Genomic DNA, 14,064 nt, shown 5'->3' with positions numbered 1-14,064 from the left:
ATGCTCGCGTTGTTTGGAGCATTGCCTCCAAATGCGTTCATCGGTCCGACTCCATAGCCGCGACGATACGCTCGCGCGCCAGTTCGGCGATCTTGCTGCGGCCTTCCAGCTCGCCCGCCGCGATCGGGGTGAGGAAACAGATATCCGCGCTGCGTGGTGGTTCGCCCAGCAGACGCATGAAATTGGCGAAGAAACTTTCCCCTGCGCCGAACGCCACCGCCATCTGCGCGCTGCCGCGCGGGCCGTAGCGCAGGGCCACCGGTTGCACCGGCACCCCCGCCTCCACCGCCGGCTGGAAAATGCGCGCATGGAACGGGCCCACTTCGGAACCGTCGCGGGTGCGCCCTTCGGGAAACACGCCGACCGGACGGCCCGCCTGCAGGCGCGCGAGCATGGCGTGCATCACCCCGCCCATCGACTCCTGGCTGCCGCGCTGGTGGAAGATGGTTTCGCCGCGTGCCGTCAGCCAGCCCACCACCGGCCAGCCGCGGATTTCCTGCTTGGCCACGAAACCCATCATGCGCTGGCTGTGCAGCATCTCGATGTCAACCCAGCTGACATGGTTGGCGACGAACATCGCCGGATCGGGCAACGGCGTGCCGATGCGGCGCAGGCGGAAACCGAAGATGCGCATCAGCCCTGCCGACCACAGCTTGACTGCCAGATGCTCCACCCGCAGTCCGCCCACGCGCACGCCCGACCACAGCGGCACCATGCTCAGCAGCACCAGCGGCAACAGCACCAGGATGTGGATCAGCAGCAGAGGAACGCGGTATAGGTAGCGGAACGCGCGCCCCAGTCCGCCGCCGGAAGTGGCGTGGGGTTGGGGGGAAATCATTCCGTCACAATACCGGATGGGTCTGGAGTTCGGCTACTAAGCGCTGGGCCGCAGGTCGGGGCTACGCCCCCGACGCGCGCGGTGCATGGTCTGCGAACGTCATCGAGACTACGCACGTCGGGGGCGTAGCCCCGACCTACGCTGCGGCTGGAATCACCGCCAGGGTGATGCGGGAAATGCACACCGGCTTGCCGGCTTCGTTCTCGATGCGGATCTCCCAGACGTGCGTGCTGCGTCCGACATGCAGGGCGCGGGCGGTGCCGGTGACCGTGCCTTCGCGAACCGCACGCAGGTGGTTGGCGTTGATCTCCAGGCCCACCACCGCTTCCCGCGTTATGTCCACGCACAGCCCGCCGGCCATGCTGCCCAGCGTTTCGGCCAGCGCGACCGAGGCGCCTCCATGCAGCAACCCATAGGGCTGCCTGGTGCGCGCGTCCACCGGCATGGTGCCGCGCAGCCAGTCGTCGCCGGCTTCGGTGACGACGATGCCCAGAGTCTCGACCATGGAACCGCGCGCACGCGCATTCAGGGCATCGATATCGACAGGATTGCGGAAGGCCATATGCGGCTCCTCTTTTAGAGAATGGGGACCAGACCGGCGCCGAACGCGGTCAGCAAGCGCGTATACAGCCATTTTGGCCCGACGTTGACCTCGGGGAAATCGCCGACGGCTTCATAACAACGATGGAACGCGGGATCGTTCGAGGGCACCGGCATCGGACAGTCCAGGCCGGGCTTGAATTGGTAACTGGTGGCGTAGCGCCACGGCCACAGGTCGAACAGCGGCAAGGCTTCGGACACCTTGCCCAGGCTGTAGTCCAGCCCCGACAGCACCGGCGGCTTGGCGCGCGGCGCAATCACCCAGGAATTCTCCGGCGAGGTATCGCGGCGGATGCTCGCGGCCAGCGCCTGCGCGAAGGCGGCATCGTCGATGACCACCGCGCTCTCGGTGTTGTAGTTCTCCGAACGCGGATCGAAGTTGTGGGTACCGATCACGCCGATGCGGTTGTCGATCACCATCGATTTGGCATGCAGCCCGATGCGTACGCCCGCGCGCTTCAAGGGCAGCGGCTCGCTGGCCGCGCCGCTGCTGAGGAAGGAAGGGCGCGATTCGGTGCGCTGCAGCCGGCGGGTGGTTTCGCCCGCTCCGGTCGAGCGCGAAGACGGGCCGATCGAACCGGACGGGCCACGGAAACGTTCCCGGATTTCGATCGGCGGCCCATCGGGCATCAGCGCGGCGTAATCCACCGGGGCGTCTTCGGGAAACGGCTTGTACTCGTAGATGCGGAAACCGAACTCGCGCAGATAGCGGCGCTTGTACTTGAACGACATCGAATAGACCACCGCGTTGTCGGTGGCGGCCAGGCTGTTGGTGGAGACGACCACCTGCGGCGGCGGCTTGCGCTGATGCAGCTCCCGAAACAGATCCTGGGCCGCGTCGGACATCACCAGGTAAGGCGTCTGTATCAGCACTTCCGATTGCGCGCCGGCGATCAGCGTTTTCAGCTCCGGTACCGCCGGCGCCGCATTCGCGGGACGTTCGCGGCGGTGCTTCTGCGGCAGATCGGCAACGTATTTCACCGCACCCACCGGCATCGCCGCCTGCACCAGGCGATCGCGTATCTGCGCCTGGTCGCTGGCTTCGGCCGACAGCGCCGCCACTCGCTCCGGGCGCAGGAAAGCGTCCGGCGGCATCGCCGGCACGCCCTCCTTCAGCAACTTGCGGCCGACGTCGTTCAGGCGTTCTACCGGGATGCTGCGGCGCGCATTCCAGAACGCGTCGAAGTTGGCCGCCATCTCGCGCGAGGCCGGCCCGGCCACCAGCACGTCGCGGTCGCGGAAGTTGTACTCGGCGTCCCAGTCGAAATAGTCGTCCTGGTAATTGCGCCCGCCGGTGATGCCGACGGCGGCGTCCACCAGTATCAGCTTGGTGTGCATGCGCTGGTTGAAGCGGCGGAAGCAGCACAGCACGCTGCCGGCATAGTCGAAGTAGTTGAGCTTGGCCTTGCGGAAACTGGGGTTGTAGATGCGGATCTCGAAATTCACGTGCGAACCCGACAGCGCCGCCAGGATGCCCAGGTCCGGGATCGCGGAAAGCTGATCGATCAGCAACCGCACCTTCACCCCGCGGCGCGATGCGGCCAGCAGTTCATCCAGCACCAGCCGCGCGCTGTCGTCCTTGTCGAAGATGTAGGTCTGCACATCGATGCGGCTGCGCGCGCTGCGGATCAGGTTGATGCGCGCCAGCAGCGCATCGCTGCCGCGATCCAGGATCAGCGCGTAATGGCGCGGCGCTTGCGTGGTGGATTCGGCGACGGCGCGGTCGCTGAGTTCGCGCAACGGCGAAGGCTGGGCGCATGCATTGGGCGCGCTGCAGTCCACCACGTGCGAACGCGCCGCCACGGCGATCGAAGCGGCGCGGTTGCGCTGGGTCTCGGACAGGCTGACGCAGGCTGCGCACGACAGTGCCAGCCACACCACCAGGCCGCGCAGAAGAATATTCATGGCGCAGTTTCCCCTTTAAGCCGCGCACGCAGCACGAACACCACCCGGTCGCTGACCGCCATCATCCAGTCGTCCATGTCGTAATCGCTGCGCCGCACCGCGCCGGTGGCGACCACGTCGCAATCCCGCGCCGGGCGCGAGCAGGCGGAGGGCGCCACCGTCAGCGTCTTGGGCCGGGTGATGCCGCGAATGCTCAAGTCGCCGGCCAGATCGCCGCCGTGCTTCAGCAGCTGCTCGTCGTAGGGCTTGGAGACGAACACCACCACCGGATAGCGCTCGGCCTCGAAGAACTGGCGGCCGCGGGTCCACTCGGAATAGCGTGGATGGCCAAGGATCTCCACCGAATCGGTGAACATGCGCAGCACCACCTGGTGGCGGCCGTCGTGAAGGTGCTTCACTTCGCCTTCGTAGCGCTTGAACTCGCCTTCCAGCTTCATGCCCCAGCGCGTGCGCAGTTCGAAACCGAAACGCGAGGCGACCGGATCGAAGGTTTCGGCCGTTGCCGCAAGCGCGGGCAGGCACAACAGCGCCAGACCGCACCACCTCCAACGCTTGCGGCCGAACATTGGAACCGTCACGGCCACCAGAAGGCGGAGAGAGTCGCGACTCCTGGTTCGATGCTGGCGTCCGCCGGCAACTTGAGCACCACCACCGAGGCGACCGGCATGCCGCGGTAATCGCCGGACTGGCCGCTGTGCATCAACGCCGCCAGCCGCTCCAGGCCCGGATTGTGGCCCACCAGCAACAGGCGTTCGGCTTCGCGGTTGGCATCGGCCAGTTCGGCCAGGGTGCCGGCGGTGGCTTCGTAGATCCGCTCGTCCAGGCGCTGCTCGACATAGCCGGTGGTCTCCAGCACCGCCTCCAGGGTTTCGCGTGCGCGCCGTGCCGGCGAGCACAACACCCGGTCCGGCACCAGGCCTTGTTCGGCGATCCAGCGGCCAGCGGCGGCGGCCTCGGCAAGCCCGTCCGGAGACAGGGGCCGATCGAGGTCGGACTGCCCGGCGGCGGCGGGTTCGGCATGCGCATGGCGCAGGAGTATCAGTTCACGCATGGCATCCCTTTCGGTCGTAGCGGGCTTGATAGAGCGAGTTCGATGGAACGAACCCGGTGAAGTCAGACTCTGGGGCCCGGTTCAAGCCTTCTTGACCCATTTCAGCAAGGGGTCCCAGTCGGCCTGATGGTCGCGCACCTGCGCTGACCGGTAATCGAACAGGCTACGGCCCAGGCCCGCCAGGACCACATAGGCCTGGGTATCGCGCAGCTGCGCGACCACCGGATAAGGCCAGGTCTTGAGCATTTCCACCGCCTGCTGCGAGGTGTTGGTCCACGGCTTGCTGCGGTTGACCACCAGGCCTACCGGCAGCTTGCGCTTGTGCACGCGCGGCACCTTGGACAACGAATTCAGGAACCCCACGGTGGCCTCGATGTCCATCGCCGACGGCAGCACCGGAACCACGATGGCGTCGGCGTGCTCGATGAATTGCTGCAGGTCGTCGGCCATGGATCCGGCCGGGGCGTCGATAACCACCCGTTCGGCGTCTTCGGGCAGCCAGCTGCGCCAGGGGCGCTTGCCGCTGGCGTCGATGGGAAGTACGGCGGTTTCCAGCTCGGAGCGGCGTTCGGCCCAGCGGGTGGAGGAGTGCTGGGGGTCGGCGTCCACCAGTACGGTGCGTTTGCCGTCCAGCGCGAAATGCGCGGCCAGATTGGTGGCCAATGTGCTCTTGCCCGCGCCACCCTTGGAGCTGGCGACCAGAATCGTCTTCATGCGCACGCCTCGTTACCGGGAAGCCGCAGGGTACACCGGCCACGGTAAGCCGGGAACAGGCCGCCCAGCCTCCCCCTTTGGAAAAGGGGGATTGAGGGGGATTTGCTCTTGATCTTGTCTTTAGGGTCCGCAGAGCAAGAGCAAATCCCCCGTAGCCCCCTTTTCCAAAGGGGGCAAAGCAAAAGCGCAATCGTTTCGTTCATCCCGTTTTCCCTTTGCTATCGTGCGCGCTGCCATGGACCCGGACCGATCGTGAGCGAACTGCAGGACCTGACGGCGCTGATCCGCGCCAATACCCCCTTGATCGTCATCGAGACCCAGGACGAAGGCCGCGTGGTGGAACTGTTCCGCCAGGCCCTGTCCCAGGTCTGGCGCGCGCTGTACCGCTGGTCGATCACCGAAGGCCTGCGCCGTATCGACATGGACCGCGAGGACGAAGCCGAAGGCCCGCCCGACGCCAGCGCCGCCTTGCAGGCGATGAAGCTGGCCGAGCAGCGCGGCATCTACCTGCTGCTCGATTTCCATCCCTACCTGGGCTACGCCAGCAGCCAGCGCCAGCTGCGTGACCTGGTCCAGCGCCGCAATTGCCAGCCGCACGTGATCGTGTTGGTGGGCGGCAAAGTGGAGCTGCCGCCGGAACTGGAAGCCGTCGCGGTGCGCTTCAACCCGCGCCTGCCCGATGCCAACGCCCTGCTGAAGATGGTGCGCGAGGAAGCCACCGACTACGCCCGCGAAAACGGCGGTCGCCGGGTCGAAGCCGACGGCGAGGCGGTGCAGCAGATCGTGCGCAACCTGCAGGGCCTGAGCCTGCCCGACGCCCGACGCATCGCCCGCCAGCTGATCTACGACGATGGCGCGCTCAGTGCCGCCGACCTGCCGCAATTGTCCAAGCTGAAGTTCGAACTGCTCAACCGCAGCGGCCACCTGCACTACGAATACGACACCGCCCGCTTCGCCGACGTGGCCGGCGCACGCCGGCTGAAGCGCTGGATCGAGCAGCGCCGCGCGGTGTTCGTGTCCGGTAACGCGCCGCCCGGGCTGGATCCACCCAAGGGCGTGCTGCTGCTGGGCGTGCAGGGCTGCGGCAAGTCGATGCTGGCCAAGGCCACCGCCGGCGGTTTCGGCGTGCCGCTGCTGCGTCTGGATTTCGGCACCCTGTACGACAAGTTCCATGGCGAGACCGAAAAGAACCTGCGCAGCGCGCTGGCTTCGGCCGAACAGCTGGCGCCATGCGTGCTGTGGATCGACGAGATAGAGAAAGGATTGGCCGGCGGCAGCGGCGACGGCGACGGCGGGGTTTCGCGGCGGGTGCTCGGCTATCTGCTGACCTGGATGGCCGAGCGCAAGGGTCCAGCCGCTGGCGGCGGCGTGTTCATCGTCGCCACCGCCAACCAGGTCAGCGAACTGCCCCCGGAGCTGCTGCGCAAGGGCCGCTTCGACGAAATCTTCTTCGTCGACCTGCCCGATCCCGATACGCGCGTGGAAGTGCTGCGCCTGCATCTGACCCGGCGCAAGCTGGAACCCGAGGACTTCGCGTTGCCCGCCCTGGCCGCGGCCAGCAACGGCTTCTCGGGCGCGGAGATAGAACAGGCCATCGTCGCCGCGCTTTACACCGCCCATGCGGAACAGAAGGCGCTGGATACCGATTTGCTGATGCAGGAAATCCGCAACACGCGGCCGCTGTCGGTGATCATGGCCGAACAGGTGTCGGCGCTGCGCGCGTGGGCCAGCGAACGCACCGTGCCGGCCGACTGATCGCGCAGGAGATGTAGGAGCGGGCCCTGCCCGCGACGCTTTTCCGAGAGATCATTCAGGAGCGTCGCGGGCAGGGCTCGCTCCTACGACGATCAATACCCCGCCGCCTGCCCGTCCTTGCGACTTTCCGATGCGCCGAAATACACGCCGGTCTGCGGATCGCGACGGATCGCCTGGTAACCGCCATAAGGCCCCAGCGCCCATTCCAGATGGTGGCCCTTGTCCATCAATGCGCGCACGGTTTCGTAAGGAAATCCGCTTTCCAGCTGCACCACCCCGCCGTCGCCCATCGCCGTGTTCTGGCCGGTAGGTTCGGTGTCGTTCTCGTGCTGGATGCGCGGGGCGTCGCCGGCTTCCTGCAGGTTCATCCCGAAATCGATGAGGTTCATCACGATCTGCACGTGCCCCTGCGGCTGCATCGCGCCGCCCATCAGGCCGAAGCTGATCAGGGGCTTGCCGTCCTTGGTGATGAACGCGGGAATGATGGTCTGGAAGGGACGCTTGCCGGGTTCGTAGGTGTTCGGATGGCCGGGCTTGAGTACGAACATCTCGCCACGGTCCTGCAGGATGAAGCCCAGCCCTGGCGGCGCCATGCCGCTGCCCATGCCGCGGTAGTTGGACTGGATCAGCGACACCATCATGCCGTGGGCGTCGGCGGTGGTCAGGTAGATGGTGTCGCCTTCATCCAGTTCCGCCGGCGTGCCGGGCTGCACTTCCTTCAGCACCTTGTCGGTCGAGATCAGCTTGCGGCGCTGCGCGGCGTACGGCTTGGAGATCAGTTTGGCCACCGGCGCCGGCTGGAACGCGGGATCGGCGTACCAGCGCGCGCGGTCGGCGAAGGCGAGTTTCTTGGCTTCCACGAACAGATGTACGTGTTCGGCGCTGGCGTAGGGAATCTTGGAGAAGTCGTAGCCTTCCAGCACGTTGAGCATCTGCAGCGCGGCGATGCCCTGGCCGTTGGGCGGCAATTCCCAGACGTCGTAGCCGCGGTAGTTGGTGCTGACCGGCTCCACCCATTCGCCCTGGTGCGCGGCCAGGTCCTCGTAACTCAGGAAACCGCCGTTGGCCTTGAAGTAGTCACCGATGGTGTGGGCGATGTCGCCCTTGTAGAAGGCATCGCGGCCGCCGTCGGAAATCTTCTGCAGGGTGTCGGCCAGGTTGGGGTTCTTCCACAACTCGCCGGTACGCGGGGCGCGCCCGCCGACGGTGAACTGTTCGCTGAAGCCCGGGTACTTGGACAGACGCGGCACCGAACGGGCCCAGTAATAAGCGATGGTCTCGGCGACTGGATGGCCTTCGCGCGCATAGCGGATGGCCGGCGCCAGCACGTCTTTCATCGGCACCTTGCCGAAGCGGCCGTGCAGGGCGAACCAGCCGTCCACCGCGCCCGGCACGCTGACCGGCAACGGACCCAGCGGCGGGATGTCGGTGAGGCCCTGCTTCTGGAAATAATCGAGCGTCAGCGATTTGGGCGAACGGCCCGAACCGTTGTAGCCGTAAAGCTTCCTGGTCTTCGGATCCCAGACGATGGCGAACAAGTCGCCGCCCATCCCATTGCCGGTGGGCTCCATCAATCCCAGCGCGGCATTGGCGGCGATGGCCGCATCGACCGCGCTGCCGCCCTGCTTCATCACCTCCAGCGCGATCTGCGTGGCCAAAGGATGCGAAGTGGCCGCCATCGCGTGCGGCGCGATGACTTCCGAACGGGTGGCGAAATCGCGCCCGGTGATGCGGTCGGCGGCACTGGCGGACAGGGCCGCCGACAACGTCAGCAGAAGCAGTATCGCGATGCGCATCGTCGTTCTCCGCAAATTGGTTTCGTTATTGGCGCGAAGGCATGCTGCCGAGCGTGCCGCGGACGGGTATAGCGTAGGCAAACTTATCAGCTGCGCCGGAACCAGCCGGTAATGCTATAGCGGGCTTCTTTCGCCCATGGCGCCACCAAGCTGACCTGATGCGCCTGCGGCACCTGGAACAGGCTCAGCGAGTTCCAGTGCGGAACGAAGGTGTCGCTGATCCGCTGGCCCTTCTCCACAAACTGCAGCAATCCACCCCAATCCGATTGCCACCCTCGGGTAAGGTTGATCACGTAGGCGAACGCGCGGTCTTCGTCCTGCGCTTTGTCGCTATGCAAGGTGAGGAAATGCCCCGGACGATATCTCGCGGCCTGCGCGCTTACCATGCGTATCGCCGAATCGCCGGTGAGTTCCCGCGCGAAATCGAGGAACTGCGGACTGTTGAGGAAGTCGAGCACCACGTGAAGGACCAGCCCCGGCTCGCGGCCTTCGCGGCGCGCATCGACCATCCGGTAGCGGTCGTAGACGAATTCGAAACCCATCCTGGCGCGCTGGTAGGCCGCTTCCAACAACGCTGCTTCTTCGGGCGCTCCCGGCATCGGCAAAGGATGTACTGGCGCCGGTAGATCGGCGCGCTGGGCTATTTCCCAAGGCACTTCATCGCGCAGGCAGGCATGCAACCTGTCCGCAGCCGGCTCTTGCAGGAAGTCCAGTACTTGCAGGCGGCGATGGCTTTTCAGCCTTTCCCGCAGGGGTCCGATATCGAGTTCGTTGCTGATCATTGTCCGGAAGCGCAAAAAGATCGCCAGGGTCCGGGGGCCCGGACGCCGACGATTCTCTCATGCGGTCGCCGGACTACGGCCAGGCTGGCGGATTCGCTTGCCAGGCCGCATGGACTTCGATCAGGCGAGCCCGGTCCTGTTCGCGCCATTCCGGCAACAATTGCGCGAAATTGGCGGGGTCGCTCCATAGGGCCGGCTCGGTCCGCACCGCCGCCGCATACCACTGCACGGCCTCGGCCTTGCGGTCCAGACTCCACAACGACAGCGCCATCGTCGGCGGCAACCAGGCCGGGGTACCGAAACCCGCCGCCAGATCGTTCCACAAGCCGAAAGCCTGCGCATAGTCAGCGTTGCGGTACAGGTCCCAGGCGTAGTTCCAGCGCACCGCCCGTCCGATGCTGCTGTTCTGGGCTGTGCCCGAGACCGCCTGCTCGTATAGCGTCTTGCCCAGCTCGGCACGATTGTCGGACAGAGCGATATGGGCCAGCTGCGCCGTCGCTTCGATCGACTTGCGGCCGCGGTCGCGCATTTTTACCAGCTCGGCGGCCAGGGCCTCGCCTTCGCCTTGCGCCACCACGATCTTGCGGACGGTCGAGACGTCCTGATCGAAATAGAATTCCTTGGGCTTGGTCATCGTTTGTCCCTGCGCGACGGCAGCGGACAACGCCAGCGAGACCAGCATCGCGGCCTGAAAAATTCGAAATAGATTCACGCAACTTCCCCTAACCACAAAACGACCTCCCCAAACCCATCCTACCCGCTGCAGCGCACAACCGGTGAGCGAAATCGGTCACATATTACCGCGCTGATACAATTCCGCACCCTGCGCCGGGCCATGCCGGCGCCGCCAGCCGTCTCCAATCCCCCGGGCCAGCCATGACCAGCACTGCCGAACTCACCTCGCCGTCTTCCGCCAACACCCCGGCGATCGACATGCTGGACAACGACTACACCCTGGAACACAAATACACCCGCACCGACGGCCGCATCTATCTGAGCGGGGTGCAGGCGCTGGTGCGCCTGCCGCTGATGCAGCGCCTGCGCGACCAGGCCGCGGGGCTGAACACCGCTGGCTTCATCAGCGGCTATCGCGGCTCGCCGCTGGGCGGCTTCGACCTGGAATTGTGGCGGGCCAAGAAACATCTGGGCGAAGCGCAGGTGAAGTTCGTGCCCGGCCTCAACGAGGACCTGGGCGCGACCATGGTCTGGGGCACGCAGCAGACCAACCTGTTCCCCGGCGCCAAGGTCGAGGGCGTGTACTCGATGTGGTACGGCAAGGGCCCCGGCGTGGACCGTTGCGGCGATGTGTTCAAGCACGGCAACGCCGCCGGCACTTCCAGGCATGGCGGCGTGCTGGCCATGGCCGCCGACGACCACAACTGCCGCAGCTCCACCCTGCCGCATGGTTCGGAAGACGAATTCGTCAGCGCGATGATGCCGGTGCTGAACCCGGCCGGCGTGCAGGACATTCTGGACCTGGGCCTGGTCGGTTGGGCGATGAGCCGCTACACCGGGCGCTGGATCGGCTTCAAGACCATCGCAGAAACGGTGGAATCGTCGGCTTCGGTGGAAGTGAATCCGTTCGCGCGCCGCATCGTGCTGCCGGAAGATTTCGAAATGCCCGGTGGCGGCTTGAACATCCGTTGGCCCGACCCGCCGCTGGACCAGGAAATGCGCCTGCACCGTTATGCGGTCAAGGCCGCGCAGGCCTTCGCCCGCGCCAACGGCGTGGACCGCATCGTGCTGGACTCGCCGCGCGCGCGGCTGGGCATCGTCACCACCGGCAAGAGCTACCTGGACGTGTTGCAGGCCCTGGAATACCTGGGCCTGGACGAAGCCGCCTGCGCCGACATCGGCATCCGCGTGTACAAGGTCGGCATGACCTGGCCGCTGGAGCCGGTGGGCATCGCCAACTTCGCCCACGGTTTGGAAGACATCGTCGTCGTCGAAGAGAAGCGCGCCTTCATCGAGCGGCAGATGAAGGAACAGTTCTACAACTGGCCGGCCAGCGCGGGTCCGCGTCCTTCCATCGTCGGCAAGTACGATGAAGCCGGCGAATGGATCCTGCCATCCACCGGCGAGCTGACGCCTGCCACCATCGCAGGTGTGATCGGCCGCCGCATCCAGCGCTTCTTCACGACCGAATCCATCGAGCAGCGTTTGCGCTGGATGGAAGAAAAAGAAGCGGAAATGGCGCTGCCGCGCGCCAACTTCCCGCGCGTGCCGCATTACTGCAGCGGCTGCCCGCACAACACCTCCACGGTGGTGCCGGAGGGTTCGCGCGCGCTGGGCGGCATCGGCTGCCACTATATGGTGACGTGGATGGACCGCGACACCGACACCTTCACCCACATGGGCGGCGAAGGCGTCACCTGGTCGGGCCAGGCGCCGTTCACCGAAACCGAGCACGTGTTCCAGAACCTGGGCGACGGCACCTTCTTCCATTCCGGTTCGCTGGCGGTGCGCCAGTCGGTGGCCACCGGCGTCAACATCACCTACAAGATCCTCTACAACGACGCGGTGGCGATGACCGGCGGCCAGCCGGTGGACGGCACCCTCAGCGTGCCGCAGATCGCGCACATGATGCGCGCTGAGGGCGTGCAGACGATCGTGGTGGTCAGCGATGAAATCGGCAAGTGGAACAAGCCGGAGATCTTCCCGTCCGGCGTGGAGTTCTTCGACCGCAAGCGCCTGGACGAAGTGCAAAAGCAGCTGCGCGAAGTGAAGGGCGTGTCCATCCTGATCTACGACCAAGTCTGCGCCACCGAAAAGCGCCGCCGCCGCAAGCGCGGCAAGCTGGCCGATCCGCAGAAGCGGGTGATGGTCAACACGCTGGTGTGCGAAGGCTGCGGCGACTGCGGCGTGAAAAGCTTCTGCGTGTCGGTGCTGCCGAAGGAAACCGAGTTCGGCCGCAAGCGCGAGATCGACCAGTCCAACTGCAACAAGGACTACAGCTGCGTCAACGGCTTCTGCCCCAGCTTCGTCACCGTGCACGGCGGCGGCCCGCGCAAGGGCAAGAAAAAAGATCCCACCGAGTTGCTGGCCAGCCTGCCGGCGCCGGTATTCAAGGCCGATTTCCAGCAGCCCTGGAACATCCTCATCACCGGCGTCGGCGGTACCGGCGTGGTCACCATCGGCGCGCTGCTGGGCATGGCCGGGCACCTGGAAGGCAAGGGCGCCAGCGTGCTGGACCAGACCGGCCTGGCGCAGAAAGGTGGCGCGGTCACCACCCACATCCGCATCGCGCGCACGCCCGAACACATCCACGCCGTGCGCATCGCCGCCGGCGAAGCCGACGTGGTGCTGGGTTGCGACATGGTGGTGGTCAACGATTACTGGGTGCTGTCGAAAGTGCGTGGCGAACGTTCGCAGGTGGTGCTCAATACCTACCAGGCGATGCCCGGCACGTTCACTACGCGTCCCGACATGGAATTCCCGGCCGCCGGCATCGTTTCGGCAGTGACCCAGGCACTCGGTGGGCGCGCGCCGTTGCAGGTCGACGCCACGGTGCTTGCGACGGCCCTGCTCGGCGACGCAATCGCCGCCAATCTGTTCATGCTGGGCTATGCGTGGCAGCAGGGATTGGTGCCGATTTCGTTCGAAGCGATCATGCGTGCGGTCGAGTTGAATGGCGCCGCCATCGAAATGAACCGCCAGGCGTTCGCCTGGGGCCGGCTTGCGGTCGTGAATCCCGTCGCTGTCGCCGAAGCAGCGGGTGTGATCCACAACACGCAGACCGAATCCGAGCGCACACCGCACCGCAACCTGCAGATCCTGCCTCCGGGCGAGTGGGAGACCAGCGAGTGGGCGAGTCCAAGCGCGCCGCGCACGCCCGACAACGAGCATGAAGTGCGCGGCCTTCAGGACGCCAACAGCGGCGACAGCAACCTCGCTTTCCTGCCGCTGGACGACTTGCGCCTGTCGCGTTCGCTGGACGAACTGATACAGCGCCGCGTCGCCTTCCTCACCGAGTACCAGAACGCGGCCTATGCGCAGCGTTACAGCGCCCTTGTCGACAAGGCGCGCGACGCCGAACACGTGCGTGCGCCGGGTTCCACCGCACTGAGCGAGGCGGTGGCGCGCTATTTCTTCAAGCTGATGGCCTACAAGGACGAATACGAAGTGGCGCGGCTGTACACCAGCGGCGATTTCAAGCGCAAGCTGGAGCAGCAGTTCGACGGCGACTACAAGCTGCACTTCCACCTGGCGCCGCCGCTGCTGGCCAAGAAAGATGCGCAGGGCCGGCTGATCAAGCAGGAATTCGGTCCGTGGGTGTTCAGCGCGTTCAAGCTGATGGCGAAGTTCAGGTTCCTGCGTGGCGGTATGTTCGACATCTTCGGCTACACCGAAGAGCGCAAGGGCGAGCGTAAATTGATCGGCGACTATGAAAAGACGATCGGCGCACTGCTGGCTTCGCTCAACGCGGGCAATCTGCCGCTGGCCGCCGAAATCGCCAGCATTCCCGAGCACATCCGCGGCTACGGCCATGTCAAGGAAGCGCATTTGCACAAGGCCAAAGCAAAGGAAGCGGCGCTGCTGGACAAGTGGAACAATCCGCGGGAGATCCCGATCGTGCAGGCGGCGTAGAACGCGGTCCACCTGCGACAGGTGGGAGCGGCGTCC

Annotated in this window: 11 protein-coding genes; 2 read left to right on the top strand and 9 right to left on the bottom strand. The window is 65.6% G+C overall.

The features are described 5' to 3' along the window. Positions 1-37: 37 nt before the first annotated feature. From BLR66_RS16830 to BLR66_RS16805, 6 genes are all read right to left on the bottom strand, one after another. Positions 38-838: a lysophospholipid acyltransferase family protein gene (locus BLR66_RS16830; RefSeq protein WP_093289734.1), complete on the bottom strand. Its 801-nt coding sequence runs from the start codon at positions 836-838 to the stop codon at positions 38-40. A 136-nt stretch (positions 839-974) separates the two neighbouring features. After that, complete coding sequence (locus BLR66_RS16825; protein WP_093289731.1) at positions 975-1,400, bottom strand: hotdog fold thioesterase; 426 nt, start codon at positions 1,398-1,400, stop codon at positions 975-977. A gap of 14 nt (positions 1,401-1,414) precedes the next feature. Beyond that, complete coding sequence (locus BLR66_RS16820; RefSeq protein WP_093289728.1) at positions 1,415-3,343, bottom strand: phospholipase D family protein; 1,929 nt, start codon at positions 3,341-3,343, stop codon at positions 1,415-1,417. After that, the gene (locus BLR66_RS16815; protein ID WP_093289925.1) at positions 3,340-3,909 is read right to left on the bottom strand and encodes a YceI family protein; all 570 of its coding nucleotides are present in this window, start codon (positions 3,907-3,909) and stop codon (positions 3,340-3,342) included. The genes BLR66_RS16820 and BLR66_RS16815 overlap by 4 nt, the downstream gene beginning before the upstream one ends. An 8-nt stretch (positions 3,910-3,917) precedes the next feature. Then, positions 3,918-4,394 carry a SixA phosphatase family protein gene (locus BLR66_RS16810; RefSeq protein WP_093289725.1) on the bottom strand — a complete coding sequence of 159 codons (477 nt, stop codon included), beginning with the start codon at positions 4,392-4,394 and terminating at the stop codon, positions 3,918-3,920. 81 nt (positions 4,395-4,475) lie between these two features. Further along, complete coding sequence (locus tag BLR66_RS16805) at positions 4,476-5,108, bottom strand: ParA family protein (protein ID WP_093289722.1); 633 nt, start codon at positions 5,106-5,108, stop codon at positions 4,476-4,478. Positions 5,109-5,360: 252 nt separating this feature from the next. Here BLR66_RS16805 and BLR66_RS16800 point away from each other — a divergent pair, with 252 nt between their 5' ends. Beyond that, positions 5,361-6,863, top strand: coding sequence for an AAA family ATPase (locus BLR66_RS16800; RefSeq protein WP_093289719.1), 1,503 nt, complete (start codon positions 5,361-5,363; stop codon positions 6,861-6,863). 92 nt (positions 6,864-6,955) lie between these two features. On the opposite strand, the gene ggt is transcribed toward BLR66_RS16800, so the two are convergent. From ggt to BLR66_RS16785, 3 genes are all read right to left on the bottom strand, one after another. Beyond that, a complete protein-coding gene (ggt, locus tag BLR66_RS16795) occupies positions 6,956-8,659 on the bottom strand; it encodes a gamma-glutamyltransferase (protein ID WP_093289717.1) in 1,704 nt (567 codons plus the stop codon). A gap of 86 nt (positions 8,660-8,745) precedes the next feature. Continuing rightward, entirely contained in the window at positions 8,746-9,441 is a 696-nt protein-coding gene (locus tag BLR66_RS16790; RefSeq protein ID WP_093289714.1) for a 2OG-Fe(II) oxygenase, read from the bottom strand. Between the two features lie 73 nt (positions 9,442-9,514). Then, on the bottom strand, positions 9,515-10,153 hold the full coding sequence (locus BLR66_RS16785) for a tetratricopeptide repeat protein (RefSeq protein WP_255402742.1): 639 nt from the start codon (positions 10,151-10,153) through the stop codon (positions 9,515-9,517). 164 nt (positions 10,154-10,317) lie between these two features. On the opposite strand from BLR66_RS16785, the gene BLR66_RS16780 reads away from it, so the two are divergent. Continuing rightward, positions 10,318-14,028: an indolepyruvate ferredoxin oxidoreductase family protein gene (locus tag BLR66_RS16780; RefSeq protein WP_093289708.1), complete on the top strand. Its 3,711-nt coding sequence runs from the start codon at positions 10,318-10,320 to the stop codon at positions 14,026-14,028. The last annotated feature ends 36 nt before the right edge of the window (positions 14,029-14,064 follow it).

Source organism: Pseudoxanthomonas sp. CF125, from assembly GCF_900104085.1.
GTDB lineage: Bacteria > Pseudomonadota > Gammaproteobacteria > Xanthomonadales > Xanthomonadaceae > Pseudoxanthomonas_A.
This window is presented reverse-complemented; position numbering and strand designations above follow the sequence as displayed.

Excerpts from the sequence above, each read along its gene's own strand:
- BLR66_RS16780 (WP_093289708.1), top strand. The coding sequence starts at position 10,318 with ATGACCAGCACTGCCGAACTCACCTCGCCGTCTTCCGCCAACACCCCG.
- BLR66_RS16790 (WP_093289714.1), bottom strand. The coding sequence starts at position 9,441 with ATGATCAGCAACGAACTCGATATCGGACCCCTGCGGGAAAGGCTGAAA.
- BLR66_RS16805 (WP_093289722.1), bottom strand. The coding sequence starts at position 5,108 with ATGAAGACGATTCTGGTCGCCAGCTCCAAGGGTGGCGCGGGCAAGAGC.
- BLR66_RS16830 (WP_093289734.1), bottom strand. The coding sequence starts at position 838 with ATGATTTCCCCCCAACCCCACGCCACTTCCGGCGGCGGACTGGGGCGC.
- BLR66_RS16825 (WP_093289731.1), bottom strand. The coding sequence starts at position 1,400 with ATGGCCTTCCGCAATCCTGTCGATATCGATGCCCTGAATGCGCGTGCG.
- ggt (WP_093289717.1), bottom strand. The coding sequence starts at position 8,659 with ATGCGCATCGCGATACTGCTTCTGCTGACGTTGTCGGCGGCCCTGTCC.
- BLR66_RS16815 (WP_093289925.1), bottom strand. The coding sequence starts at position 3,909 with ATGTTCGGCCGCAAGCGTTGGAGGTGGTGCGGTCTGGCGCTGTTGTGC.
- BLR66_RS16820 (WP_093289728.1), bottom strand. The coding sequence starts at position 3,343 with ATGAATATTCTTCTGCGCGGCCTGGTGGTGTGGCTGGCACTGTCGTGC.
- BLR66_RS16810 (WP_093289725.1), bottom strand. The coding sequence starts at position 4,394 with ATGCGTGAACTGATACTCCTGCGCCATGCGCATGCCGAACCCGCCGCC.